This is a genomic window from Bradyrhizobium sacchari, from assembly GCF_002068095.1.
GTDB classification, from domain to species: domain Bacteria; phylum Pseudomonadota; class Alphaproteobacteria; order Rhizobiales; family Xanthobacteraceae; genus Bradyrhizobium; species Bradyrhizobium sacchari.
In genome coordinates, this window is sequence record NZ_LWIG01000007.1 from 425,208 (window position 1) to 448,832 (window position 23,625).

General features: G+C 65.0%; 28 protein-coding genes, 1 pseudogene and 1 riboswitch. Of the genes and pseudogenes, 15 read left to right on the forward strand and 14 right to left on the reverse strand.

The features are described 5' to 3' along the window. Window positions 1-2,708, forward strand: a 2,708-nt coding sequence (uvrB, locus tag A5906_RS08420) for an excinuclease ABC subunit UvrB (RefSeq protein WP_283807673.1), incomplete at its 5' end; no start/stop codon positions are given. 113 nt (window positions 2,709-2,821) lie between these two features. Here the strand turns inward: uvrB and A5906_RS08425 are convergent. Further along, complete coding sequence (locus A5906_RS08425) at window positions 2,822-3,208, reverse strand: hypothetical protein (protein ID WP_080134748.1); 387 nt, start codon at window positions 3,206-3,208, stop codon at window positions 2,822-2,824. A 149-nt stretch (window positions 3,209-3,357) separates the two neighbouring features. After that, complete coding sequence (locus tag A5906_RS08430) at window positions 3,358-3,594, reverse strand: hypothetical protein (protein WP_080134749.1); 237 nt, start codon at window positions 3,592-3,594, stop codon at window positions 3,358-3,360. Window positions 3,595-3,889: 295 nt separating this feature from the next. Between A5906_RS08430 and A5906_RS08435 the strand changes: the two genes are divergently transcribed. From A5906_RS08435 to A5906_RS42920, 6 genes are all read left to right on the forward strand, one after another. Next, on the forward strand, window positions 3,890-4,342 hold the full coding sequence (locus A5906_RS08435; RefSeq protein WP_080135231.1) for a nuclear transport factor 2 family protein: 453 nt from the start codon (window positions 3,890-3,892) through the stop codon (window positions 4,340-4,342). Between the two features lie 222 nt (window positions 4,343-4,564). Continuing rightward, a complete protein-coding gene (locus A5906_RS08440) occupies window positions 4,565-4,831 on the forward strand; it encodes a hypothetical protein (protein ID WP_080134750.1) in 267 nt (88 codons plus the stop codon). Window positions 4,832-5,015: 184 nt separating this feature from the next. Then, window positions 5,016-5,456: a nuclear transport factor 2 family protein gene (locus A5906_RS08445; RefSeq protein ID WP_080134751.1), complete on the forward strand. Its 441-nt coding sequence runs from the start codon at window positions 5,016-5,018 to the stop codon at window positions 5,454-5,456. A 269-nt stretch (window positions 5,457-5,725) separates the two neighbouring features. Beyond that, on the forward strand, window positions 5,726-6,646 hold the full coding sequence (locus tag A5906_RS08450; protein WP_080135232.1) for a hypothetical protein: 921 nt from the start codon (window positions 5,726-5,728) through the stop codon (window positions 6,644-6,646). 333 nt (window positions 6,647-6,979) lie between these two features. Further along, window positions 6,980-7,402, forward strand: a complete 423-nt coding sequence (locus A5906_RS08455; RefSeq protein WP_080134752.1) for a hypothetical protein — start codon at window positions 6,980-6,982, stop codon at window positions 7,400-7,402. Between the two features lie 298 nt (window positions 7,403-7,700). Beyond that, complete coding sequence (locus A5906_RS42920; RefSeq protein ID WP_018648329.1) at window positions 7,701-7,838, forward strand: hypothetical protein; 138 nt, start codon at window positions 7,701-7,703, stop codon at window positions 7,836-7,838. A 36-nt stretch (window positions 7,839-7,874) separates the two neighbouring features. On the opposite strand, the gene A5906_RS42925 is transcribed toward A5906_RS42920, so the two are convergent. The 3 genes from A5906_RS42925 to A5906_RS08465 all read right to left on the reverse strand — a co-directional run bounded on the left by A5906_RS42925 (window position 7,875) and on the right by A5906_RS08465 (window position 9,149). Next, window positions 7,875-8,021 carry a hypothetical protein gene (locus A5906_RS42925; RefSeq protein ID WP_167523530.1) on the reverse strand — a complete coding sequence of 49 codons (147 nt, stop codon included), beginning with the start codon at window positions 8,019-8,021 and terminating at the stop codon, window positions 7,875-7,877. 196 nt (window positions 8,022-8,217) lie between these two features. Continuing rightward, window positions 8,218-8,697, reverse strand: coding sequence for a MaoC family dehydratase (locus tag A5906_RS08460; RefSeq protein ID WP_080134753.1), 480 nt, complete (start codon window positions 8,695-8,697; stop codon window positions 8,218-8,220). After that, entirely contained in the window at window positions 8,697-9,149 is a 453-nt protein-coding gene (locus A5906_RS08465) for a MaoC family dehydratase (protein ID WP_080134754.1), read from the reverse strand. The genes A5906_RS08460 and A5906_RS08465 overlap by 1 nt, the downstream gene beginning before the upstream one ends. 167 nt (window positions 9,150-9,316) lie before the next feature. Between A5906_RS08465 and A5906_RS08470 the strand changes: the two genes are divergently transcribed. After that, complete coding sequence (locus tag A5906_RS08470; RefSeq protein WP_018648333.1) at window positions 9,317-9,613, forward strand: DUF4282 domain-containing protein; 297 nt, start codon at window positions 9,317-9,319, stop codon at window positions 9,611-9,613. A gap of 116 nt (window positions 9,614-9,729) precedes the next feature. On the opposite strand, the gene ychF is transcribed toward A5906_RS08470, so the two are convergent. From ychF to A5906_RS08490, 4 genes are all read right to left on the reverse strand, one after another. Further along, window positions 9,730-10,827 carry a redox-regulated ATPase YchF gene (gene ychF, locus A5906_RS08475; RefSeq protein WP_080134755.1) on the reverse strand — a complete coding sequence of 366 codons (1,098 nt, stop codon included), beginning with the start codon at window positions 10,825-10,827 and terminating at the stop codon, window positions 9,730-9,732. Window positions 10,828-10,832: 5 nt separating this feature from the next. Further along, the gene (gene pth, locus A5906_RS08480; protein ID WP_080134756.1) at window positions 10,833-11,438 is read right to left on the reverse strand and encodes an aminoacyl-tRNA hydrolase; all 606 of its coding nucleotides are present in this window, start codon (window positions 11,436-11,438) and stop codon (window positions 10,833-10,835) included. 58 nt (window positions 11,439-11,496) lie between these two features. Beyond that, window positions 11,497-12,222, reverse strand: coding sequence for a 50S ribosomal protein L25/general stress protein Ctc (locus A5906_RS08485; RefSeq protein ID WP_080134757.1), 726 nt, complete (start codon window positions 12,220-12,222; stop codon window positions 11,497-11,499). 268 nt (window positions 12,223-12,490) lie between these two features. Further along, entirely contained in the window at window positions 12,491-12,742 is a 252-nt protein-coding gene (locus tag A5906_RS08490) for an accessory factor UbiK family protein (protein WP_018648337.1), read from the reverse strand. Between the two features lie 210 nt (window positions 12,743-12,952). Between A5906_RS08490 and lgt the strand changes: the two genes are divergently transcribed. The 5 genes from lgt (at window position 12,953) to A5906_RS08515 (ending at window position 17,727) form a co-directional block, all read left to right on the forward strand. Further along, the gene (lgt, locus tag A5906_RS08495) at window positions 12,953-13,798 is read left to right on the forward strand and encodes a prolipoprotein diacylglyceryl transferase (protein ID WP_080134758.1); all 846 of its coding nucleotides are present in this window, start codon (window positions 12,953-12,955) and stop codon (window positions 13,796-13,798) included. A gap of 21 nt (window positions 13,799-13,819) precedes the next feature. Then, entirely contained in the window at window positions 13,820-14,938 is a 1,119-nt protein-coding gene (locus A5906_RS08500) for a class I SAM-dependent methyltransferase (protein WP_080134759.1), read from the forward strand. After that, window positions 14,935-15,702: a peptidoglycan editing factor PgeF gene (gene pgeF, locus A5906_RS08505; protein WP_080134760.1), complete on the forward strand. Its 768-nt coding sequence runs from the start codon at window positions 14,935-14,937 to the stop codon at window positions 15,700-15,702. Before A5906_RS08500 ends, pgeF begins: the two co-directional genes overlap by 4 nt. A 259-nt stretch (window positions 15,703-15,961) precedes the next feature. Further along, window positions 15,962-16,579 carry a hypothetical protein gene (locus A5906_RS08510; RefSeq protein WP_080134761.1) on the forward strand — a complete coding sequence of 206 codons (618 nt, stop codon included), beginning with the start codon at window positions 15,962-15,964 and terminating at the stop codon, window positions 16,577-16,579. 194 nt (window positions 16,580-16,773) lie between these two features. Continuing rightward, on the forward strand, window positions 16,774-17,727 hold the full coding sequence (locus A5906_RS08515; RefSeq protein WP_080135233.1) for a ribose-phosphate pyrophosphokinase: 954 nt from the start codon (window positions 16,774-16,776) through the stop codon (window positions 17,725-17,727). 158 nt (window positions 17,728-17,885) lie between these two features. Here the strand turns inward: A5906_RS08515 and A5906_RS08520 are convergent, their stop codons facing one another. Next, window positions 17,886-18,452, reverse strand: a complete 567-nt coding sequence (locus tag A5906_RS08520) for a 6,7-dimethyl-8-ribityllumazine synthase (RefSeq protein ID WP_080134762.1) — start codon at window positions 18,450-18,452, stop codon at window positions 17,886-17,888. A 77-nt stretch (window positions 18,453-18,529) separates the two neighbouring features. Then, window positions 18,530-18,688, reverse strand: a riboswitch (FMN riboswitch). A 564-nt stretch (window positions 18,689-19,252) separates the two neighbouring features. Here A5906_RS08520 and A5906_RS08525 point away from each other — a divergent pair. Then, complete coding sequence (locus A5906_RS08525; RefSeq protein WP_080134763.1) at window positions 19,253-19,753, forward strand: type III secretion system chaperone family protein; 501 nt, start codon at window positions 19,253-19,255, stop codon at window positions 19,751-19,753. Between the two features lie 132 nt (window positions 19,754-19,885). Further along, window positions 19,886-20,776, forward strand: a complete 891-nt coding sequence (proC, locus tag A5906_RS08530; protein ID WP_186465158.1) for a pyrroline-5-carboxylate reductase — start codon at window positions 19,886-19,888, stop codon at window positions 20,774-20,776. A gap of 3 nt (window positions 20,777-20,779) precedes the next feature. Here the strand turns inward: proC and A5906_RS08535 are convergent, their stop codons facing one another. From A5906_RS08535 to A5906_RS08550, 4 genes and pseudogenes are all read right to left on the reverse strand, one after another. After that, window positions 20,780-21,172 (reverse strand): thioesterase family protein, encoded by a 393-nt coding sequence (locus A5906_RS08535; protein WP_080134764.1) that lies wholly within the window; start codon window positions 21,170-21,172, stop codon window positions 20,780-20,782. Window positions 21,173-21,283: 111 nt separating this feature from the next. Further along, window positions 21,284-21,490, reverse strand: a pseudogene (locus A5906_RS08540) (tautomerase family protein); the annotation flags it as partial. Between the two features lie 116 nt (window positions 21,491-21,606). Then, a complete protein-coding gene (gene hisS, locus A5906_RS08545) occupies window positions 21,607-23,121 on the reverse strand; it encodes a histidine--tRNA ligase (protein ID WP_080134765.1) in 1,515 nt (504 codons plus the stop codon). Window positions 23,122-23,161: 40 nt separating this feature from the next. Then, window positions 23,162-23,625 (reverse strand): DUF2314 domain-containing protein (locus A5906_RS08550; RefSeq protein ID WP_136615121.1); only part of this gene is annotated, 464 nt, incomplete at its 5' end.

Consider the following 23,625-nt stretch of genomic DNA (forward strand, 5'->3'; position numbering starts at 1 on the left):
CCGGCGGCGAGGCCGCTGCGCATCGCGCGCGCGCCTCGACGCCGAAGGACTTCCCCAGCGACCGCCCGGCGGGACTGGAGGAAGCGCCGCAGGCCAATTACGGCACCGCCGCCACGATCCCGACGCTCGATCCGGAACTGGCGCGTCAGCTCGGCCTGCCCACGGAAGAGGACGACGCGGAAGCGCTGGCACGGCCGCCGCGCAGCAAGATGGAGGCGCTCGGCGTCAAGGCGACCGCCGAGGCGCTGGAATCGCTGATCCGCGAGGGCCGCCCCGAGTTCCGCAAGGGCGACGGCTCAATGAAGGTGTGGACGCCGCACCGCCCGCCCCGCCCGGAGAAGTCCGAAGGCGGCGTGCGCTTCGAGATCAAATCGTCCTACGAGCCGCGCGGCGACCAGCCGACCGCGATCGCCGAGCTGGTCGAGGGCGTCAATCGCAACGACCGTTCGCAGGTGCTGCTCGGCGTCACCGGCTCGGGCAAGACCTACACCATGGCCAAGGTGATCGAGGCGACGCAGCGCCCGGCGCTGATCCTGGCGCCGAACAAGACGCTGGCCGCCCAGCTCTATGGCGAGTTCAAGAACTTCTTTCCGGACAACGCGGTCGAATATTTCGTCTCGTATTACGATTACTACCAGCCCGAAGCCTACGTCCCGCGCACGGACACGTACATCGAGAAGGACTCGTCGATCAACGAGCAGATCGACCGCATGCGCCACTCGGCGACGCGCGCGTTGCTCGAACGCGACGACGTCATCATCGTCGCCTCGGTGTCCTGCATCTATGGTATCGGCTCGGTCGAGACCTACACCGCGATGACCTTCGCGCTGAAGAAGGGCGAGCGCATCGACCAGCGCCAGCTCATCGCCGACCTCGTCGCGCTGCAGTACAAGCGCACCCAGGCCGATTTCACCCGCGGCACGTTTCGGGTGCGCGGCGACGTCATTGATATCTTCCCGGCGCACTATGAAGACCGCGCCTGGCGCGTGAACCTGTTCGGCGACACCATCGAGGCCATCGAGGAGTTCGATCCGCTCACCGGCCACAAGCAGGACGAGCTCGAATTCATCAAGATGTACGCCAACTCGCACTATGTGACGCCGCGGCCGACGCTGGTGCAGGCCATCAAGTCGATCAAGTTCGAATTGAAGCAGCGGCTCGACCAGCTCAACAACCAGGGCCGCCTCCTGGAAGCGCAGCGGCTGGAGCAGCGCACCACCTTCGACCTCGAGATGATGGAGGCCACGGGAAGCTGCGCCGGCATCGAGAACTATTCGCGCTACCTCACCGGGCGCCGTCCCGGCGAGCCGCCGCCGACGCTGTTCGAATATGTTCCCGACAACGCGCTGATCTTCGCCGACGAAAGCCACGTCACCATCCCGCAGATCGGCGCCATGTTCCGCGGCGACTTCCGCCGCAAGGCGACGCTGGCCGAATACGGCTTCCGCCTGCCCTCCTGCATGGACAATCGCCCGCTCCGCTTCGAGGAGTGGGACATGATGAGGCCGCAGACCATTGCGGTGTCGGCGACACCGAGCGGCTGGGAGCTGAACGAGAGCGGCGGCGTGTTCGTCGAGCAGGTCATTCGCCCGACGGGCCTGATCGACCCGCCCGTCGATATCCGCCCCGCCCGCACGCAGGTGGACGATCTCGTCGGCGAAGTGCGCGCCACGGCCCAGGCCGGCTATCGCTCGCTGATCACGGTACTCACAAAGCGCATGGCCGAGGACCTCACCGAATATCTGCACGAGCAGGGCATTCGCGTCCGCTACATGCACTCGGACATCGACACCATCGAGCGCATCGAGATCATCCGCGATCTCCGCCTCGGCGCCTTCGACGCGCTGGTCGGCATCAACCTCTTGCGCGAAGGCCTCGACATTCCCGAATGCGCGCTGGTCGCGATCCTCGACGCCGACAAGGAAGGTTTTTTGCGCAGCGAGACCTCGCTGATCCAGACCATCGGCCGCGCCGCGCGCAACGTCGACGGCAAGGTGATCCTCTATGCCGACCAGATGACGGGGTCGATGGAGCGCGCCATTGCCGAGACCAACCGCCGCCGCGAGAAGCAGGTCGAGTACAACAAGGCCAACGGCATCACGCCGGAGAGCGTGAAGAAGCAGATCGGCGACATCCTCAATTCCGTCTACGAGCGCGACCACGTGCTGGTCGAGGTCGGCGGCCACGACATGACCGACGACGTCATCTCGATCGGCCACAACTTCGAAGCCGTACTGGCGGATCTCGAAACGCGGATGCGCGAGGCCGCCGCCGACCTGAACTTCGAGGAAGCCGCGCGCCTGCGCGACGAGGTCAAGCGCCTGCGCGCCACCGAGCTCGCGGTGGTCGACGACCCCACCGCCAAACAGCGCATTGTTGCAGGCAAGGCCGGCGCCTACGCCGGCACGAAGAAGTACGGCGATGCAGCCAATTTGCCGGTCAGCGCGATGAAGAACAAGAGCGCCGCAACCGCGCTCAAGGCCGGTGGCGGCAAGGGCTCCCGCGTGCACAAGCCGCATCTCGACGAGATGCACGGCCCGGAATCCCTGCCCTACCGGGCGAGCCAGACTCTGCCCGCAAAGCCGTTCGGCAGCACCAGCCGGATCATCCAGCCGACGGACTCGCGGCAGTCGGGTCCGGAGTTCGGGCCGGCGCCGAAGTCGACGGGCGGCGCGCCGGGGCGACGGGGTGGGTGGAAGAAGAGGTAGGCGGCACGGATTTATCAGCACCGTTCGTGCTTATGGATTCTCAGATGCGCAATTGCGCATCATAGCTCGCCGCTGCGCGGCGCCCCGGAATGACGGGCGGAGAGATTTCCCCCTCACCCCACGCTCGCCGTCACCACGGCCATCACCGACAGCAGCAGCACGATCGTCACGAGCTGAAGTGACGCGACCGGCTGGGTGCGCCATGCCGTGATCTTGTCGGAGAGCGACAGATGGGCCTCGAAGAATTTCGGCTCATAGACGGTCTTGAAGAACGCGGGGAAGCTCGGGCCGAGGGTCACAGCCAGCATCGCATGGGCGATCGAGGCGACGGCGACGAAGATGGCGACCCCGGGGTCGCCGACGAGGTCGTGGTTGCCGACCAGCTTGAGCAGGAAGGCCGCAGTGGCGAAGGTCGGGAAGCTCTGCAGGATCGCGGTCAGCGCGAGACCTTCGAGCGCGTTATGCAGGCGGGACTTTCTCGCGGCGGCGATGGCGGCCATGGCACGTCTCCCTGATGACTTGGGGATGACGTTAGCCGCGATGCCGGACGGGCGATGTGAGTTGGGTCACGCGCCCTTCTGAGGCCGGCATGAGAGGCGAGATGGATTCCGGGTTCGCGCCAAGTGGCGCGCCCCGGAATGACAGGGGGCTACAGCTTCCCCTGCCCGTTCACCTGGCTCTGCTGTTGCCGCTGCCTCTCCTGTTCCTTGGCGTGATGCCGGCCGTAGAGACAGCCGGCGGCGGCGCCGAGCATGCCGTGATGGCCGGCATAGTGGCCGGCGACGCCGCCGACGACGGCGCCCTTGATGCAGCCCTTGGCGTTGGCGGCGGAGTTTGCGCCGAGCATGAGCAGCGCAGCGGCAATTGTGAGAAGCGTGGATTTCATGAATCGATGTCTCCGGATGTGGTGTCGGCATCTCAACGAGCGCTGACAGGTCCGGTTCCCCGGCACGATGCATGGCAAGGCACGTCCGCCGATATGCTTGCAGCGTCATCGCTGGGCGCGAAGGCCGCTCGTTTTCTGGCAAGCGAATAGACGCGCAACTCTCAATTGTACCCCATGAACGGGGCATTGCGCTCGCGCGTCATAAGCTGCAATCACCCTGTGATTTTGCGGGTTGCCGGTGCGCGAGGCCGCGCGTTAGCTTTGCAACGCCACACGGCCAATGGGAAAGGGCGGAATGACGGTCGAGAAGCTCAATCGCCAGCGCGTGCTGCATCTGCTCGACACCATCGCGGCAGACGATCTCGAAGCCGCGCTGTCATGCTGCACCGACGACGTTGACTTTCTCACGCACGCACCGATCGATGTGCTGCCACACATGGGCCCCCGCCACGGCAAGCAGGAGCTGCGCGAGTTCTGGCGCACGGTGCAGGCGCGCTACTCCGAGACCCGCTATCAGGTGCCGCAGATCGTCGCCGAAGGCGACACGGTCGCAGCCTATCTGCGCGTGTTCTTCAAGAAGCGCAGCAACGAGCGCATCATTCAGGTGGACATGGCCGTGTTCTACACATTCCGCGGCGGACAGGTGGCGCAGATCCGCGAGATCATTGATTCCTACGATCTGGTCCAGCAGGTGCTGGAACGCGAGATCGGGCCGTTGATCGCCGGAGCGGGGGTGGAGGGGGTGTAGCGCAACGCCGCTCCGCTCCCTCGTCCCGTTCTTACGGGGAGAGGGTTGGGGTGAGCGGCCTCTCTCCAAGCGTGGGAACGTCGCTATACCTGTACCCCCNTCACCCGCCGCGCTGCGCGCGTCGACCTCTCCCCGCAAGCGGGGAGAGGTTAAGTTGAACCTCCCTCCCGGCCTCGCAGACCTACCTCGGGGCGTTGTGCACGCCGGCTGGGTGATGGGCCGATGAAAGTCGTGTTGCTTGCTGCGTTGGGGCTGTTTCTGGGGACGCTGGGCGGGGCCGCGCTCGGCATCGGGGCCGGGCTCGCCTTCGTCGAAATCGCGCAAACCACGAATTTCGAAGGCCAAAACGGCATGCTGGTGTTCTTCACCTTTATGCCATTGGGGGCTGCCATCGGCGGCATCAGCGGCGCGGTGCTGTTCGGCCTGCTGGCGATGCGGGACGACGCGATCGCGCTCGAACGGGAACCCGCAGCGCCCGGAGACCGGTAGATTACGGGGTTCTGTTGTAAATCTCACAAAGCGCAGTCAATTGTGCATTGCGAAAACGTGAATTGCGTTTTGGCCGAAATCGGGTATGTCGTTCGCATACAAATGAGTTGAGCGCCCCGGGGCACCTTTACGGTGCATGGGGTTGTTTCCTTTTTTCTGCAAGCCAGCGTCAGGACTGCCCAAAATGACAGAGCACAGCCTCTGGCGTTTCTCGCGCGCATTGCACCGTGCGATCAACGACCGGCATTTCGAGGATATCGAGACCCTGATCGACGAGGACGTCGAGTGGGCGCTCTATGGCCCGATCGACATGTTTCCGTTCCTCGGCTCGCGCCAGGGCAAGGACGCCGTGCTCGACGTCATCCACCAGCTCGCCGACAATTTCCAGGTCCGCCGCTTCGACCGCGAGAGCATCATGCTGGGCGTGGATTCCGCCGCCTCGATGCTGCGCTATTCGCTGACGGCGCTCGATTCCAACAAGCCGATCTCGCTGCGGGTCGCGCAGTTCGCCCAGTTCAAGGCGGGCAAGCTCATCAGCATGCGCGTCCTGATCGACACTTTCGACCTGGTCGAGCAGGCACTCGGCCGCGCCATTCATCTGCCGAAGATGAGCCGCGTCGGCTGAGGGGGACGCCAACGGGCCCCGCTTTTCGGGACCGATGACAAGGCAGCCGCGACGTCCTGGCCTTCCAGCCCCGCCGGATGCCGTCGCAGGCAAGCCGTCATCGGGCGCGCGCCTTTCGCGCGGCCCGTTGGTTCGCGTCCCCCCCGTGTACCGAAGCGAGTCGCCACAATTTCGCAACGATAGGTGAGGATCCTCAGCTCGGAATGGCGCATGGCCGATGGCCGCATTATATTGGCGGACAGCATGCGCTGGGGTTTGCGGGCAGGACGATGGAATTCTCGACGGGTTTTGGCTGGGCCAGGCTGCCGGTGCTGGCGGCCGCATTCATCTTGGGGTCGGTGCTGACGGTCTCGGCGCAGATCATTCCGCCCTTCTCCCCTGGCCCGGCCGCAGTGACCGACGACGAAGAGGCCGAGACAGCGGAGGCCCCCAGCGTCAACGATCCCGACATCATGAAGGACATCGACGTCGACAAGCTCGACTGGAGCCAACTCGCCATCGACGCCGGCACGCTCAACGACATCATCGCCGCCAAGAAACGTGCGCAGGCCGCAGCCAATAGCGGACTGAACTGGTCGTCGAATGCCAATTCCAATGGCTCGTCGGCGGTGACCGTGAAGCAATCGGTGTTCGAGTTCTGGGATACGCGGATCGGCGCCGACATGACAGTGGCAAGCGAGCCCAGGACGATGTCCGAGCTGCTGGCGCAGAAGGCCGCCAATGGCGGCAGCCTGCCGCAATCCTCCGGCAGCGCCTGGGCGACCGCGACCGCGCCGGGTGCGGGAGCCATCTGGGACAAGACCGCGGTGGAAGCCCGCGTTGATCCCGGCGCCGAGCAGAGCAAGATCGGGGCGTCGCTGACCAAGTCGATGCCGCTGTCGGGCGACACACAGTTGACGCTGCAGAACGGCTACAGCGTCAACCAGCAGGGCACGACCGCCGTCCCCGGCATCGGCGGCCACATCACGCGCAATTACGAGACCGACCAGTCCGCCAAGGTCACCATCACCGACACCGGCACCAGCATCTCCGCCGGCCAGACGCTGTCGACCACCGACGACAAATGGCTGCGCAAGGTCGGCGCCGAGCAAAAACTGTTCGACAACGTCACCGTCTCCGGCTCGGTCGGCGAGACCTCGCAAGGCGCGATCAACAAGAGCGTGACGGCGGGCTTCAAGAAGAGCTGGTAGACCGAGCCTCCACTCTGTCCCCTCACCTCAGGGTGCTCCGAAGGAGCGCGTCTCGAGGATCGAGGCGCCGCTGCGGCAGCGGGGCCTTTCATGGTTCGACACGCGCGAAGGGGCGCGCTCTTCAAGTGCATAGAGGTTCGTCGCAGGAACCAGCCGTTCACAGTCCCCTAACCATACGGAACCATACGCCACGGCAAAACCCCCGAATGGTCAGCCCTTGCCGCATCTCGGCCCCTTTCCTGTCAAAATCGGACGCCCTGATGCGGGCTGCCTTACAGACATCGTCGTGCGGGGGACACTCGCGCTGCGCTCAACGCGAACAGGGGAACAACGATGAACGCCACCCGTCCGGAAAAGATCGAAGCCACCGAGACCGAGACGGTCGACAGCAACCTCGCTGCGGTGACGGAAGTCGAAGCTGGCATCCGTGACTTCGTCCGCAACGACATCGCCTATCTGCGCCGTCCAGCGGCGCCGACCACCGATGCGCCGCCGCTCGATCCGAGCGCGGAGGCCACCGTCACCAACGTCAACTCGCTGATCCAGCGCGTTGCCGGCACTTCGCTCGCCGAAATCGAGAATTTGATCTCCGAGCTCGAGAGCCTCCGTGACCTGCTGCATGCCGAGGGCCAGCGCGTCCAGCGCGAGATCTCGGGCTACGCCCAGCTCAGCCAGGCCGCGATGAAGTCGACCCGCATGATCGCCGACAACGTCGCGCAGTGGAAGCGCGCCGCCGACGGCCTGCGCAACAGCTGATTGCAGGCGCGCCCCATCATTAACCGCCGCGTTCCCGGAAGGGGCGCGGCGGTTTTGATTTGTGGGGATGCTTCTCTCCCTCTCCCTTTCTTACGGGGAGAAGGTTGGGGTGAGGGGCCTCTCTCCGCGCGTGAGATCCATCGACAGACCTGTACCCCCTCACCCGGATCGCAAGAGCGATCCGACCTCTCCCCGCAAGCGGGGAGAGGTGAAAGATAAGCTTTGAACCCTTCGCCCCTCCCCGGCGACCAATGCCAGGCGCCCGTGCCGCCACGGCCGGGCTCAGGGGACATTTCAGATGGAAAGCATTCGGCCCGACACCACGGACCCCATACCGCTGCGGCCTGCGCCGAACCAGTTCGGCACGATCATGCTGCGCTTTGTCGGATTGCTGGCGGTTGCGATCGCGGTGCTGGCGTTCGTCTATAGCCGCTGAGGCTGAGCCCGGGGGCCCCGAAACGTTAACGGCTCCTTAACGGTCGGCGTCGACGGCCGAGGCTTCCAGGGTGTAGGCGCCGTCGGCATAGCCCTTCACCACCATGCCGGCGACCAGCATCACGGCCAGCGTCGCGGTCGCGAAGATAAATCCAACAAACTTGAGTGCGCCGCGGTCAGCCATGGTCCTCGTCCCCTGTCCTCTGCCTATTCGTTCAAATAGACAGCGACAGGTTCATAATTGGTTAGCAACTCGATGGTTCCGGCAATTGCTTCGCGGTAACCATGTTGCGCAGGCTTATGGCAGCCGGTCCGAATAGCGTCCATAGCGCGCGGGCAACACTCGCGCACTCATTTGCCCGGTTCATCTTGGAACTGATCTATTTCGCCTTCCGCAGCGGCACGAAGGCGCTGGCGGTGATCGAATAAACCTCCTCGCCACGCTGATTGGTGCCGGTGGTGCGGGCCGTCAAAATGCCCCAGCCGGGACGCGAGGCGGAGGTGCGCTTGTCGATGACTTCGTTGACGTAAGAGACGGTGTCGCCGGCGAGCACCGGCCTGATCCAGCGCAGATCGCGAAAGCCCGGCGACGGGCCCCAGACGGCAACCTCCTCGCCGCGCGAAGTGGCTTCCCGCGCCAGCCGTTGGCCGTCGGCGACAAGCAGGCTCATGCAAGCCGAGCCGACATGCCAGCCCGAGGCGGCGAGCCCGCCGAACAGCGAGTTCTTGCCTTCCTCCTCGTCGAGATGAAAGCGCTGCGGGTCGAACTTCGCCGCAAACGTCTTGATGGACTCCGCCGTGAACGTGTAGGCGCCGATCTCGCGGCGCTGTCCGATCGCGATGTCTTCGAAGAACCGCATCAGACCGCTCCCTCGCGCCGCTCGATCAGGATCGGCGAGGTCATCTCGGCGAGCGCCTGCCCCGCCGCATTGCGCGCGGTGCATTTGAACTTGACGATGCCGAGCCCGGGGCGGCTCTTCGAAACGCGCGCCTCCAGCACGTCGACCTCGAGCAGGAGATCATCGCCCGGCCTGAGCGGCGAGAGCCAGCGCACCTCGTCGACACCGGGAGACCCCAGTGACGCGGCGCGGGTGATGAAACCGTCAGCCATCATTCGCATCATCAGCGAGCAGAGATGCCAGCCCGAGCCCGACAGGCCGCGCAGCATGCTCTTGCTGGCCGCCTCTTCATCCAGGTGCATCGGCTGCGGATCGAACTCGGCGGCGAAGGCCAAAATCTCGTCGCGGGTGACATGGCGCGGGCCGAACATTCCAAACCGGCCGGGCGGGAAATCTTCGAAGGTCAGGGTCATCTCGGGAAAGCTTTGCGGGAATGACAGATTGTGGCCGCACTTTGCGGCAATCTCAACCCGCCGGCCCGCATGGCTCGTGCTACATACGGGGGATCGGCGTTGATTTGAGTCGGATCGATCGGCGGCCGAAGCCCGGTTTGAAGTCCCGATTTGCCCTGGGGAGAGCGATGTTTTCATTCAGCGACCTGTTCCAATGGGACCGCTTCATCACGCCGACGATCATCAAGACCTTCTACTGGCTGGTGATCGCGCTGATCTGCCTGTTCGGCCTCTCCGGCATCTTCTCCGGCCTCGCTGCGATGGCGATCAGCCCGTTCGGCGGCTTCCTGGTGCTGCTGTCGTCGATCGCGAGCGTCGTGGTCGGGATCGTGTTCTCGCGCATCGTCGCGGAGCTGATCCTGATCGTCTTCCGCATCAACGAGCATCTCGGCGCGATCAGGGACCAGGGCGGCGGGATGCGGTAGCCCGTCATTTCGGGGCGCGCGCAGCGCGAACCCGGAAGCCAGCGAGCCTCAGAGCAAGTGGATGAATGGATTCCGGGTTCGCGCCAAGAGGCGCGCCCCGGAATGACAGCTCCGTCTTACGTATTGAACCGGAAATGCATGACGTCGCCATCGGCGACGACGTATTCCTTGCCTTCGAGGCGGAGTTTGCCGGCATCGCGGGCGCCGGCTTCACCGTTCAGCGCGACGTAATCGTCATAGGCGATGGTCTCGGCGCGGATAAAACCCTTCTCGAAATCGGTGTGGATCACGCCGGCCGCGCCCGGCGCCTTGGTGCCGCGATGGATGGTCCAGGCACGCGCTTCCTTCGGGCCCACCGTGAAATAGGTGATGAGCTGGAGCAGCGAGTAGCCGGCGCGGATCAGGCGGTCGAGACCGGCCTCCTCCAGGCCCAGCGTTTCCAGGAAGTCGGCGCGCTCTTCACGCGAGATCGTCGCGATCTCGGATTCGATCTTGGCGGAGATGACGACGGCAACCGCGCCTTCCTTCGCCGCCTGCTCCTCGACCGCCTTGGAGAAGGCGTTGCCGGTCGCGGCCGAGCCTTCCTCGACGTTGCAGACATAGAGCACCGGCTTGGACGACAACAGACCGAGCATCGAGAACGCCCGCTCCTCCTCGGCCTTGCGCTCGACGAGGCGCGCGGGCTTGCCGTCACGCAGCAGCACCAGGGTGCGGTTGACGAGGTCGAGCTGCTCCTTGGCGTCCTTGTCGTTGCCCTTGGCCTTCTTGGTGAGGTTGTCGACGCGCTTCTCGAGGCTGTCGAGGTCGGCGAGCATCAGCTCGGTCTCGATGGTCTCGATGTCGGCGAGCGGGGCGATCTTGCCCTCGACATGGGTGATGTCGGAATCTTCAAAACAGCGCACGACATGCGCGATGGCGTCGACCTCGCGGATGTTGGCCAAAAACTGGTTGCCGAGGCCTTCGCCCTTGGACGCGCCGCGCACGAGGCCGGCGATGTCGACGAAGGTCAGCCGGGTCGGGATGATCTGGCCCGACTTGGCGATGGCCGCGAGCTTGTCGAGCCGCGGATCGGGGACGGCGACCTCACCGACATTCGGCTCGATGGTGCAGAACGGATAGTTCGCGGCTTGCGCCGCAGCCGTTTCGGTCAGCGCATTGAACAAGGTCGACTTGCCGACATTGGGCAACCCGACGATCCCGCATTTAAATCCCACGAGCGTTATTCCTTGCCGTTCTCGTCCTTGGTCAAAAATCCCTTCGCCTGCATGGCAAGATGCACCCTGTTGGCGAAGGTCGCGTCCGTACCCTTGGCGATCAGTGCGGCGTGCTCGGCGACCGCGTCGCAGAGCGTCGCCACCCATTCGTTGTCGGCCTTGGCGAAGTCCGACAGCACGTGGCCGTGCACCAGTTCCTTGACGCCGGGATGACCGATGCCGAGCCTGACACGGCGATAGTCGTTGCCGATATGCGCCGAGATCGAGCGCAGGCCGTTATGGCCGGCAATGCCGCCGCCGATCTTCACCCGCACCTTGCCCGGCGGCAGCTCGAGTTCGTCATGGAACACGGTGACGTCGCCCGGCGCGATCTTGAAGAAGCCTGCCGCCTCCTGAACGCTGCGGCCGGACTCGTTCATGTAGGTCGTGGGCTTGAGCAGGATCACGCGCTCAGGCCCGAGCGAGCCCTCGGAGGTCTCGCCCTGAAAACGGCGGCGCCACGGCGAGAAGCTGTGACGCCGCGCGATCTCGTCGACGGCCATGAAGCCGATATTGTGCCGGTTACGTGCGTATTTCGCGCCGGGATTGCCGAGCCCAACAAAGAGTCGCATGACGCGGCGCGCCCCTCGCTCGGCGCGCGGCTAGAGACCGCGCGCCAGCTTTGAGAGATTACTTCTTCTTGTCGCCGCCGGCGGGAGCCTTGGCAGCCGCCGGAGCAGCAGCACCAGGCGCCGGAGCAGCCGCGCCAGCCGCCGGAGCAGCAGCCCCCGCAGCCGGAGCCGCGCCACCAGCAGCAGCTGCAGCCGCAGCCTTCTGCTCTTCGGCGTAGCCGGAGGGCGGCACGATCGTGACGAGGGTCGCGTCCTCGCGGGTCAGCGCCTTCACGCCGGCCGGCAGCTTGATGTCCGACAGATGCAGCGAGTGACCGATTTCGAGCGCGCCGACATCGGCCTCGATGTACTGCGGAATGCTCTCGACGCCGCATTCGAGGTCGATGGCGTGGGCGACGATGTTGACGGTGCCGCCGCGCTTCACGCCGGGCGAACCTTCGGCCTTCACCACGTGCAGCGGAACGCTGATGCGGATGGTGGCGCCTTCGCCGAGACGCATGAAGTCGACATGGATCGGGAAGTCCTTGACCGGATCGAGGTGGTAGTCGCGCGGGATCACGCGATGCTTCTTGCCCTCGAGGTCGATGTCGACCAGCGTGGTCAGGAACCGGCCGGCGAGGATGCGCTGGCGCAGTTCGCGATCTTCAATCGAGATCGTGACGGGGGGCTGGTTGTTACCATAGATCACTCCGGGCACTCTGCCGGCGCGACGCTCAGCCCGGGCGGCCCCCTTGCCGCTCTTCGGACGTGCGGTCGCCTTCAATTCCTTGACGGTCGTCGCCATGTCGTTAAGTCCTTGTTTTTGCAAAAGTTAATGGGCCGCAAGGCGGCCCATGGCATGGTCCACAGCAAGCCTCCAGGGGTGCGGGGGCCGCGGACGTGGCGGGCTTTTACCCGGAAGATGCGGAAATGACAAGGAGAATGGGTGCCTGTCATGCCCGGGCTTGACCCGGGCATCCATCACGCAAAAAGCCTTTCGAAGAGGATGGATGGCCGGGTCAAGCCCGGCCACAACGAGCGGGATATGACCCCGCCGAACTTCACGCCGGTTCCTATCCCCCCAGCTTGGCCTCCAGCGCCGCAATGCGCGCCTTCAGGGCTTCGTTCTCCTCGCGGGCGAGCCGGGCCATGTCCTTGACCGCCTCGAACTCCTCGCGCTTGACGAGGTCCATGTCGCGCAGGAATTTTTCGGCCTGGGTGCGCATGACCGTGTCGAACTCGCGCTTAACGCCCTGGGCCGCACCGGCGGCGTCGTTCATCAGGCGGCCGATCTCGTCGAAAAACCGGTTGCTGGTCTGGGTCATGTCGGTCTCCTGGCGGCCTTGCGATAAACTTTGCGCGAACACTCGAAAAGACAATGGCAATCCGCACCGAACGGTTCAAGAGCGAAGCGGCGGTATCCTTGTCATGCCCCGGTTTCCTTGCAATCGTATTCAACGTCCCGGCATAACTGGAATCACACGGCGTCGGCTGGCGCTCAATCGCCGCAATCCCGTTCAGACATAGAAGGCGCGATGCCCTTTCTGCTCATCGACTTTCCCGCCTTCAAGCCGATCGCCATCGAGATCGGTCCGTTCGCGATCCGCTGGTACGCGCTCGCCTATATTTGCGGCATCGTGTTCGGCTGGCTCTATGCGCGCTCGCTGCTGAGGAAGGAGCGCCTGTGGGGTGGCCCCGCGCCGATGTCGCTGGTGCAGATCGACGACTTCATCCTGTGGGTGACGCTCGGCATCATTCTCGGCGGCCGCACCGGCTATGTGCTGTTCTACAATCTGCCCTTCTTCATCGATCATCCCGCCGCGATCTTCAGATTATGGGAAGGCGGCATGTCGTTCCATGGCGGCTTCCTCGGCTGCGTGGTCGCGGTGATGTGGTTCGCCTACCGTAACGGCATCTCGATCCTGTCGCTCGGCGACATCACCACCGCGGTCGCCCCGGTCGGGCTCCTGCTCGGACGGATCGCCAACTTCATCAACGGCGAATTGTGGGGCCGCGCCACCGACCCCAGCCTGCCCTGGGCGATGATCTTCCCCAACGATCCGACGCAACTGCCGCGCCATCCGAGCCAGCTATATGAAGCCGGCATGGAAGGCATCCTGCTGTTCAGCGCGCTCGCGATCATGATCCGCTTCGGCGCGCTGAAACGCCCCGGCATGATCCTCGGCAGCTTCATCCTGATCTACGGCCTGACCCGGATCATCGGTGAGCATTTCCGCGAGCCGGACGCCCAGCTCGGCTACCTCCGGGGCGGATTAACCATGGGCATGCTGTTGTCGATCCCGATGCTTATTGTCGGCCTCATACTTATTGTATTGGCAGTGCGGCGCGGTGCGCCGAAGCCGATCGAGGCCGTTCGTTAATTCATTTCAAGAAAGCACGCCGTGACCGACCAGCCGCTACTCAACGAGATCAAGGCGCTGATCAAAGCCTCAGGCCCGATGCCGGTCTGGCGCTACATGGAACTCTGCCTGATGCATCCGCGCCATGGCTATTACGTCTCGCGCGATCCTTTGGGACGTGAAGGTGACTTCACCACCGCGCCCGAGGTCAGCCAGATGTTCGGCGAGCTCCTGGGCCTGTGGACCGCCTCGGTGTGGAAGCAGATGGGCTCGCCGCAATTCCTGCGGCTGGTCGAGCTCGGCCCCGGCCGCGGCACCATGATGGCGGATGCGCTGCGCGCGCTTCGCGTGCTGCCGCCGCTCTATCAGGCGCTCCACATCCACATGGTCGAGGTCAATCCCGTGCTGCGCGAACGGCAGAGCGCGACGCTGGCGGGCGTGCGCAACATCTCCTGGCACGACAGCATCGACGACGTGCCGGAAGGCCCATCAGTCATCCTCGCCAACGAATATTTCGACGTGCTGCCGATCCACCAGATGGTGAAGGGCGAAAACGGCTGGCACGAACGCGTGATCGAGATCGACCCGAACGGCAAGCTTCAATTCGGTGCGGCAGCCGAGCCGACGCCGGCCTTCGACGTGCTGCTGCCGCCTCTGGTGCGCGCGGCTCCCGTCGGCGCCGTGTTCGAGTGGCGTCCCGATGGCGAGATCATGAAGCTCGCCACGCGCGTGCGCGACCAGGACGGCGCGGCGCTGATCATCGACTATGGCCACTTGCGCAGCGACGCCGGCGACACCTTCCAGGCCATCGCGCGCCACACCTTCACCGATCCCCTGAAGGCGCCGGGGCAGGCCGATGTCACCGCCCATGTCGATTTCCGGGCGCTCGCGCGGGCAGCCGAGGACGTCGGTGCCCGCGTCCACGGCCCGGTGACACAAGGCGACTTCCTCAAGCGCGTCGGCATCGACACGCGTGCGGCGGCACTGATGCAGAAGGCAACGCCGGAGGTCGCCACCGACATTTCGGTGGCGCTCAAACGCCTGACCGATACGGGACGCAGCGGCATGGGTTCGATGTTCAAGGTGCTCGGCATCTCCGAGCCGCGGCTGACAGGCATTGCCGGCCTCAGCGATCTCGAACATGCCGGGGGGAACAGATGACCGTCGCTTCGTCACTGCTGTCGGCGGTGCCCGGCCTGCGCCACGCTTTCTTCACCCGCGAGGGCGGCGTTTCCGGCGGCATCTATTCAGCGCTGAACGGCGGGCTCGGCTCCAATGACGACCAGACCCTCGTTGCGGAAAACCGCCGCCGCATGGCCGAGCATGTCGGCGTCGCGCCGGAGCGCTTCATCAGCCTGCATCAGATCCACTCGCCCGACGTGCTCGTTGCCGAAATGCCATGGCCAAGCGGACCGCGGCCGAAGGGCGACGCGCTGGTGACGAAGACGCCCGGCATCGCGCTCGGTGTCTCCACCGCCGATTGCGGCCCGGTGCTGTTCGTCGATCCCCATGCGCGCGTGATCGGCGGTGCGCATGCCGGCTGGAAAGGCGCGCTGACGGGCGTGCTGGAATCCACGATCTCGGCCATGGAGAAGCTCGGCGCGACGCGCAGCGGCATCATCGCCGCGATCGGCCCGCTGATCCGGCAGGAGAGCTACGAGGTCGGCAATGAGTTCGTGGCGCGCTTCATCGAAGCGGACGCGGACAACGCGGTGTTCTTCATTCCCTCGGTGCGCGAGGGACACGCGATGTTCGACCTCGCCGGCTTCATCCGCAAGCGGCTGGAGGCCGCGGGCATTTTGATGATCGACGATCTCGGCCTCGATACCTACGCCGACGAGCGCTTCTTCAGCTACCGCCGCTCGGTGCACCGCAAGGAGCCGGATTACGGCCGCCACGTTCACGCGATCGCGCTGGAGGCGTAACATCTCGTGCCCCGGACGCGGCGCAGCACGCAAGTGATGCGCTGCTGAGCCGGGGCCGATATCTCTGCAATCTCGATCCCGGCGGCAATCTGGGTCCCGGCTCAGCGCAGCGGCGCTACGCGCCGCAGCGCGCCCGGGACACGAGAAGCCGTAATGTGACGCGAACCAAGATAGCAATGCACGATTTCCTTCGGCCCACGTTTTGTGTCGCCACCGCCCTAGACCTTAATCGATTTTAACGATATCGCTGCCCTCCATAATGAGGGATGCGTCATTCATCTTGAGCCGTGCGGGTTCGCGCGTGCTGGCGGTCATGCTGCTGACGGCTGCGACCGCGCTTGGCGGCTGCGCCGGCGGCGGCGGCAATGCCGCCAACTCCTATGCGATGGCACCGAGCACCGGCTCGGGAGCGACGGTCGCCTTCGAGTCGATCGACGGACCGCCGCCGCAGGTGTTCGACCGCATGGTCGGCGTGCTCGACAGCGAATCCAAGCTGCGCAGCCTGTCCGTCGTCTCCCGCGAGGGGACGGCCGCCTACCGCGTGCGCAGCTACCTCTCCGCCCAAGTGGTGCGCAGCAAGACCGTGATCGCCTGGGTCTGGGATGTCTACGACGCCAACCAGCAGCGGGCGCTGCGCCTGTCCGGCGAGGAACCGACCTCGGCCAAGGGGGGCCGTGACCCGTGGGCCGCTGCCGACGACCTCGTGCTGCGAAAGATTGCCCAGGCCGGATTCAGCGGACTTTCCAACATGATCAACGGCACGCCGGATGCACCAGGCACTGTTCCGGGCCTGCGGGGACCGGCGGTGGCGAATGTGATGCCGGATGCCCCGGCAGCCGAGATGCCGGCCTCCGCGCTCGGCTATGCCGAGCAATAACCCCCGCTAAACCACGGCCTCAACTTGCGGCCAAGCCGTTGGCCCGACTCAGGATTTTCAAAGGGAAAACGTAGCATCCCGGGTTGCCATTACAGCCCCCGGCCTGATATTTCCTCGCCCGTCGTAACCGTGCTTCCAGTGGGTATTCCCAGATGTTGAACGTCGTATCCAGCAAAGCGCGGGAGGAAGCGTCCATGTCGGCCAAGAACGGCTCCATCAAGCTCGTCGCCGGCAACTCCAATCCGGCTCTCGCCCAGGCCATCGCGCAAGGGCTCGACCTGCCGCTGACCAAGGCGGTGGTCCGGCGCTTCGCCGACATGGAGATCTTCGTCGAAATCCAGGAGAACGTCCGCGGCTCGGATGCCTTCATCATCCAGTCGACGTCGTTCCCCGCGAACGACCATCTGATGGAGCTCCTGATCATCACCGACGCGCTGCGCCGCTCCTCGGCGCGCCGTATCACCGCGGTGCTGCCCTATTTCGGCTATGCCCGGCAGGACCGCAAATCGGGCTCGCGCACGCCGATCTCGGCCAAGCTCGTCGCCAATCTGATCACGCAGTCCGGCGTCGACCGCGTCATGACGCTCGACCTGCATGCCGGCCAGATTCAGGGCTTCTTCGACATCCCGACCGACAACCTCTACGCAGCGCCGCTGATGGTGCGCGACATCAAGGAGAAGTTCGACCTCTCCAAGGTGATGGTGATCTCGCCTGACGTTGGCGGCGTGGCCCGCGCGCGCGGCCTTGCCAAGCGCATCAACACCCCGCTCGCCATCGTCGACAAGCGCCGCGAGCGTCCGGGCGAGTCCGAGGTCATGAACGTGATCGGCGACGTCGCCGGCTACACCTGTATCCTCGTCGACGACATCGTGGATTCCGGCGGCACGCTGGTGAACGCGGCCGACGCGCTGATCGCCAAGGGCGCCAAGGACGTCTACGCCTACATCACTCACGGCGTCCTCTCCGGCGGCGCAGCCGCCCGCATCGCCGGCTCGAAGCTGAAAGAGCTCGTGATCACCGACTCGATCCTGCCGACCGAGGCGGTGACCAAGGCGCCGAACATCCGCACCCTGCCGATCGCCAGCCTGATCTCGGACGCGATCGCGCGCACGGCGGCCGAAGAATCGGTGTCGAGCCTGTTCGACTGATTTCCTTCGCCTCTCCCCGCGTGCGGGGAGAGGCGGGATTGCATCGCAGATGCGATCCGGGTGAGGGGGACTCTCCGCGAGTCCAACTCTCACCGTCCCCGCGGAGACTCCCCCTCACCCCAGCCCTCTCCCCGCAAGCGGGGAGAGGGAGAGACATCCTACCCCACGATCCCCGCAGCGACCTGGCCGCGCAGGCGCTCCAGGCCGTGCAACGTCTCCGCACAGGCCGCCGCGACCTCGACGCCCTTGATGGCAAAATGCCTGCGGAAGAAATCGTAGTGCACCTCGGTCTCGTGGAATTGCTGCGGCGTCAGCACCGCGGAGAACACCGGCACCTCGGTGCGCAGCTGCACATCCATCAGCGCCTTGATCACGGTGTCGGCGACGAACTCGTGGCGATAGATGCCGCCGTCAACGACGAGGCCGGCGGCAACAATCGCGGTGTAGCGCCTGGTCTTGGCGAGCACCTGCGCGTGCAGCGGGATCTCGAACGAGCCCGGCACCTCGAACACGTCGACATGGGTGAGATGGCGCGCGGCGGCTTCCTTCATGAAGGCGATGCGTGCTTCCTCGACCACCTCGCGGTGCCAGCAGGCCTGGACGAAGGCCACCCGCTGCGGCTTTGCAAAGCGTGGATGATCGGGTGCCGGCGGCGGGTCCACGGGAACCGGCGGCGGCTGTGTTTGGGACGTTTCGGCTTGGGGATCTTGCAACATCTGATTCATGGCTTTCCTCGGTTTAAGGACCAGAATCAGGGCACACGGAACGACAAACAGCCGCATCTTTCGATGCGTCTGCCACCGACCGTTCTCTTTCATCCGGACTTTAACCGTCGGCTTCGGAGTTGCACCGAATCTGCTGACCCTTCCCTTCGGGATACCCCTCACGGAAGGCGCTCGCGGGCTTGGGCCTTTCGGCCGTTACCGCCGGTGGGGACTTTCACCCCGCCCTGAGAACGCGAGCATTTTTCCGACAAAGTGGGAACCGGTTTGTCGCAGAAAAATGCTCAGATTTAAGATTGCGCGTATTCTGGTCGCAAAACCGGTACCCACTTTTGCGGAATACGCGCAGCCGTCCGGGATGAACGGCCTGTCCGGAAATATGACGCCGGCTGGCGGCTGCAGCAAGCATGTTCCGCATGGGGAAAGTGCATGGTCCCATTCCGCTATGGCGATCCAGCCCTCACCCGGCGGAATTAACGGATTGGCCGGCCCGCTCGAATCCGATTCCGGTTTGTTCTCGTCGGTCCGGATCGCGGCTCCCGCGTTAAGAATTGTGGCGGAGATGAGCTGTGGACGAACGAGTCCTGGCTTGTGGACGGACTCCGGACCCCGTTGCGCGGATTCCGCAAATCACATCACTTGATCCGCGACAGGCCCGCGCTGATCCGAGGGATCGCAAGAGCGACTCCGAGGAGATCGCTAGAGCGACTCCGAGGGGACGCCGAAGCGACGTTTAGGGAGCGCGCGCCGGGCCGAACCGCGTGCGTATCAACGACAACAAGAAGGCAAGAGGTCGAGACGGCATGTCCCTGCTCGAAGGCAACATCGATTCCCGAAACCATCCGCTCGCGGTGGTCGAGGATATCGCTGCCAGCAACAACTGGCCGTTTGAACGCTCCGGCGAAGACGAACTCACGATTGTCTCCAAGGGACAATGGACCGACTACCAGATCTCCTTCACCTGGATGGGCGAGATCGAGGCGCTGCATCTGGCCTGCGCGTTCGACATGAAGATTCCGCTCGCGCGGCGGAGCGAGGTGCAGCGGCTCGTCGCCGCCGTCAACGAGCAATTGTGGGTCGGCCATTTCGATCTGTGGACCAACACCGGCATGGTCATGCACCGCCAGGCCCTGGTGCTGCCGGGCGGCCTCACCGCCTCGACCGCGCAATGCGAGGCCATGCTCGCCGGTGCCATCCACGCCTGCGAGCGCTATTTTCCGGCATTCCAGTTTGTGGTGTGGGCCGGCAAGACCACTGCGCAGGCCATGGACGCGGCGATGTTCGACACGGTGGGCGAGGCCTGACGCAACAGTAAGGAAGCCACGACTCCCTCAGCATCGTCGTCCCGGCGAAGGCCTGGACCCATACCGCGCGATGTCCATTTGCGGCATGCGGCTTGTTGCGACCACCTTCATCCATTAGAACCGCCTGTGGTTATGGGTCCCGGCCCCGTGCGCAATTGCGCACTAGGCCGGGACGACACCGAGCTTGTGGTGACCACAGTGGCAAACGACACCCTCCAAAACATCACCGGCACCATCCTGCTGGCGGGCGCCGGCAAGATGGGCGGCGCGATGCTGACCGGATGGCTGGCAGGCGGGCTCGACCCGCGCCGCGTCGCGGTGGTCGATCCGCATCTCTCGCCGGAGATCACCGCGCTTGCGGCCAAGGGTGTCGCGCTCAATCCCGATGTGAAGGCGGCGGGCACCGTCGAGACCCTGGTCGTCGCAGTGAAGCCGCAGATGTTCCGTGAGGCCGGCGCCAAATTGAAAGCGTTCGTCTCGGACGGGACGTCGGTAGTCTCGATCATGGCGGGAACCACGATTGCCTCGCTCGAGGAGGTCTGCGGCGGCGCAGTCGTGCGCGCAATGCCGAACACGCCGGCCGCGATCGGTCGTGGCATCACCGTCGCCGTCGCGGCCAACACCGTCAGTCCCGCTCAGCGTGCCGTGGCCGATGCGCTGCTGCGCGCCACCGGCTCGGTCGAATGGGTCGAGGACGAAGGCCTGATGGACGCGGTGACCGCCGTGTCCGGCTCGGGCCCGGCCTATGTGTTCCTGCTCGCCGAGGAGCTCGCGCGGGCGGGCATCGAAGCCGGCCTGCCCGAGGCGCTCGCGATCAGGCTGGCGCGCGAGACCGTCACCGGCTCCGGCGAGCTGCTGCACCAATCGGAGCTTCCCTCCGCCACGCTGCGCCAGAACGTCACCTCGCCCGGCGGCACCACGGCCGCGGCGCTCGGGGTACTGATGGGCGAGCCCGGCCTGCGCGACTTGATGATCCGCGCGATCGCGGCGGCGACGAAGCGATCGAAGGAATTGGCGAAGTAGCGGCTACGCTCCGAGCCGCTTGTTGAACATCTCGACATTGACGAGCCCGCGGGCGTGGCGGCCTTCGCCGAGCCTGCGGGTGCCCTCGAATGCCTCGACCTCGAAGCGGATGACGCGGCGCTCGACGGCGACGACCTTGGCAGTGGTCCGCACCGTCGCGCCGACCAGGGCCGCTGCGAGATGACGAATGTCGACCTCGGTGCCGACCGTGACCCAGCCCGGCTGAAGCGCGGCGCGGATCGCATCGCCCGCGGTCATCTCCATCTCCAGGATCATCATCGGCGTCGCGTAGACAAACGGCATGCCGGGCACGAAATGCCCGACGGTGCGCTCCGCCGGGACCACCAGCGTGCGCTCGGCGCTCATGCCGATTTTGATGAAGTCGCGTGCGTCCATGGGCTTACTCGTCATTCCGGGCGCGCGAAGCGCGAGCCCGGAATCTAGAAATTTTATGGCGCGAGATTCCGGGTTCAGCCCCGAGGGGCTGCCCGGAATGACGCTAACGCGTCACTTCTTCGCCGCCGCCGCGCGCTCCACAAACGTCTTGCCGCCCTTCATCTTGTGGCGGAGCGGGGCTTCGTTGATCTGGATGACGACGGCATCGGCGTCGACACCGAGGTTCTTCACCAGCGCCTGGGTGATGTCGCGCATCATGCCGGCCTTCTGCTCGTCGGTGCGGCCTTCGGCCATGCTGATGGTGATCTCAGGCATTTCTCTCTCCCTGCTGCTCGTTCATCGTCCACTCGTCATTGCCGGGCTTGACCCGGCAATCCATCATTTTGAAGATGGATGCGCGGGTCAAGCCCGGCAATGACGAGTGGAGCGAATGGCTAGTGCCAGCTGACGTCATGGCGCGCGAGGACTTCACGCACTTTTGCGACGAGGTCGGCTTCGCCGCACGAGAACTGCGCCGGCCGAGTCTCGCGCCATTCCTGATTGGAGGCGATCGCAGCGGCGGCCTTCGCGCCTTCGACCAGATCCTTGATCTGCACCTCGCCCCGCGCCTTCTCATCCGAGCCCTGGATGATGACGCAAGGTGAGTTGCGGCGGTCGGCATATTTGAGCTGGTTGCCCATGTTCTTGGGATTGCCGAGATAGAGCTCGGCACGGATGCCGGCACCTCGCAAGGACGCCACCATCTTCTGGTAGTCGGCGACGCGGTCGCGATCGAACACGGTGACGACGACGGGGCCGAATTCGGGCCGCGTGTCGAGCTTGCCGAGCAGCGTCAGCGCGGCCTGCAGCCGCGAGACGCCGATCGAGAACCCGGTCGCCGGCACCGGCTCGCCGCGGAAGCGCGAGACGAGACCGTCGTAGCGGCCGCCGCCGCCGACGGAGCCGAAGCGCACCGGACGGCCCTTCTCGTCCTTGGTGTCGAGCAGCAGTTCGACCTCGTAGACCGGGCCGGTGTAGTATTCGAGACCGCGCACGACGGAGGGATCGATCTTGATGCGATCGGCGGCGTAACCCGACGCCGTGACCAGTTTTGCAATTTCTTCCAGCTCGCTCACGCCGGCCTGACCGACCTCGCTCCTGGCGAGATAGGTTTCCGCGGCGGCAATCGCCTCTTTCCAATCGTCGCGGGGCTTGGTGATGGCGAGAACGACATCAGCTTCAGCTTCGCTGAGGTTGGCGCCCTTCGTAAAATCGCCCTTGCCTTCCTCGCCGCCGTCCCATCGTCCGGGACCGAGCAGCTTGCGCACTTCGTCGGCGGAAAACTTGTCGAGCTTGTCGATCGCGCGCAGCACTGTCAGTCTGCGGCCAGCGTTCTCCTCGCCCGCGAGCCCGATGGCTTCCAGAACGCCGTCGAGCACTTTTCGGTTGTTGACCTTCACGACATAGGAGCCGCGGGCGATGCCAAGCGCCTCCATCGTGTCGGCCGCCATCATGCAGATCTCGGCGTCCGCCGCCGGCGTCGCCGAGCCGACCGTGTCGGCATCGAACTGCATGAACTGGCGGAAGCGGCCGGGGCCGGGCTTCTCGTTGCGGAACACGTAGCCGGCGCGGTAGCTGCGATAGGGCTTCGGCAGCGTGTCGAAATTCTCGGCGACGTAGCGGGCGAGCGGCGCGGTCAGGTCGTAGCGCAGGCTGATCCACTGCTCGTCGTCGTCCTGGAACGAGAACACGCCCTCGTTCGGACGGTCCTGGTCGGGCAGGAATTTTCCGAGCGCATCGGTGTATTCCATCGCCGGTGTCTCAACCGGCTCGAAACCGTAGAGCTCGTAGACGGCGCGGATCTTCTCGACCATCTCGCGCGTCGCCCGGATCGCGGCAGGGTCACGATCCTCGAGCCCGCGCGGCAGGCGCGCCTTCAGTTTCTGGGGTTTTTTGGGTTTCTCGGCCATCCGCGGCGTTTACCAGCCGGGGCGCGAGGCGGCAACTGCCCTACGGCTGCTCCATCCGCGCCCGGAGCGCGTCAGCGTCGGATTTCGGCATGGATTTAAGCAGCGGCTTGATGGTCCCCCCGCCGACAATCTTGCCGTTGCGCATGAACATCCAGTCCGAGATGTCGATATCCCTGAACTCGGCGAGGTCTCCGAACCGCTTTCCCGGCAGATTCCGAGGCTCGTCCCCGAAACGCGCAGCATAGTCGCCATTCGGGAGCTTCTTCACGTCGCTCATCCAGATGTGCTCGTCATTGCCGACGGTCCGAAATCGCACCTTGAGAGCGTGATCCGTCTCCATCCGTTTTGGCGCCTCATAGGAAGCCCAGAAGACAGGCAGCGTCGCACGTGCGCGAGCGATCGCGGCATTCATCTCCGCGTCTGTGTCGGCCACGCTGATGACCCGGTCCGCCACCTCGACCGTGGGCCTTGGCCCCAATGTCAGAATACCGAAGACAGCGACCG

What these genes read in the sequence shown, in the direction of transcription:
- A5906_RS08425 (WP_080134748.1), bottom strand. Translation starts at nt 3,208, where the DNA reads ATGGCCGCCATCGCCGCCGCGAGAAAGTCCCGCCTGCATAACGCGCTC.
- A5906_RS08430 (WP_080134749.1), bottom strand. Translation starts at nt 3,594, where the DNA reads ATGAAATCCACGCTTCTCACAATTGCCGCTGCGCTGCTCATGCTCGGC.
- A5906_RS08435 (WP_080135231.1), top strand. Translation starts at nt 3,890, where the DNA reads ATGACGGTCGAGAAGCTCAATCGCCAGCGCGTGCTGCATCTGCTCGAC.
- A5906_RS08440 (WP_080134750.1), top strand. Translation starts at nt 4,565, where the DNA reads ATGAAAGTCGTGTTGCTTGCTGCGTTGGGGCTGTTTCTGGGGACGCTG.
- A5906_RS08445 (WP_080134751.1), top strand. Translation starts at nt 5,016, where the DNA reads ATGACAGAGCACAGCCTCTGGCGTTTCTCGCGCGCATTGCACCGTGCG.
- A5906_RS08450 (WP_080135232.1), top strand. Translation starts at nt 5,726, where the DNA reads ATGGAATTCTCGACGGGTTTTGGCTGGGCCAGGCTGCCGGTGCTGGCG.
- A5906_RS08455 (WP_080134752.1), top strand. Translation starts at nt 6,980, where the DNA reads ATGAACGCCACCCGTCCGGAAAAGATCGAAGCCACCGAGACCGAGACG.
- A5906_RS42920 (WP_018648329.1), top strand. Translation starts at nt 7,701, where the DNA reads ATGGAAAGCATTCGGCCCGACACCACGGACCCCATACCGCTGCGGCCT.
- A5906_RS42925 (WP_167523530.1), bottom strand. Translation starts at nt 8,021, where the DNA reads ATGGCTGACCGCGGCGCACTCAAGTTTGTTGGATTTATCTTCGCGACC.
- A5906_RS08460 (WP_080134753.1), bottom strand. Translation starts at nt 8,697, where the DNA reads ATGCGGTTCTTCGAAGACATCGCGATCGGACAGCGCCGCGAGATCGGC.
- A5906_RS08465 (WP_080134754.1), bottom strand. Translation starts at nt 9,149, where the DNA reads ATGACCCTGACCTTCGAAGATTTCCCGCCCGGCCGGTTTGGAATGTTC.
- A5906_RS08470 (WP_018648333.1), top strand. Translation starts at nt 9,317, where the DNA reads ATGTTTTCATTCAGCGACCTGTTCCAATGGGACCGCTTCATCACGCCG.
- pth (WP_080134756.1), bottom strand. Translation starts at nt 11,438, where the DNA reads ATGCGACTCTTTGTTGGGCTCGGCAATCCCGGCGCGAAATACGCACGT.
- A5906_RS08485 (WP_080134757.1), bottom strand. Translation starts at nt 12,222, where the DNA reads ATGGCGACGACCGTCAAGGAATTGAAGGCGACCGCACGTCCGAAGAGC.
- A5906_RS08490 (WP_018648337.1), bottom strand. Translation starts at nt 12,742, where the DNA reads ATGACCCAGACCAGCAACCGGTTTTTCGACGAGATCGGCCGCCTGATG.
- lgt (WP_080134758.1), top strand. Translation starts at nt 12,953, where the DNA reads ATGCCCTTTCTGCTCATCGACTTTCCCGCCTTCAAGCCGATCGCCATC.
- pgeF (WP_080134760.1), top strand. Translation starts at nt 14,935, where the DNA reads ATGACCGTCGCTTCGTCACTGCTGTCGGCGGTGCCCGGCCTGCGCCAC.
- A5906_RS08510 (WP_080134761.1), top strand. Translation starts at nt 15,962, where the DNA reads ATGAGGGATGCGTCATTCATCTTGAGCCGTGCGGGTTCGCGCGTGCTG.
- A5906_RS08515 (WP_080135233.1), top strand. Translation starts at nt 16,774, where the DNA reads ATGTCGGCCAAGAACGGCTCCATCAAGCTCGTCGCCGGCAACTCCAAT.
- A5906_RS08520 (WP_080134762.1), bottom strand. Translation starts at nt 18,452, where the DNA reads ATGAATCAGATGTTGCAAGATCCCCAAGCCGAAACGTCCCAAACACAG.
- A5906_RS08525 (WP_080134763.1), top strand. Translation starts at nt 19,253, where the DNA reads ATGTCCCTGCTCGAAGGCAACATCGATTCCCGAAACCATCCGCTCGCG.
- proC (WP_186465158.1), top strand. Translation starts at nt 19,886, where the DNA reads ATGGGTCCCGGCCCCGTGCGCAATTGCGCACTAGGCCGGGACGACACC.
- A5906_RS08535 (WP_080134764.1), bottom strand. Translation starts at nt 21,172, where the DNA reads ATGGACGCACGCGACTTCATCAAAATCGGCATGAGCGCCGAGCGCACG.
- hisS (WP_080134765.1), bottom strand. Translation starts at nt 23,121, where the DNA reads ATGGCCGAGAAACCCAAAAAACCCCAGAAACTGAAGGCGCGCCTGCCG.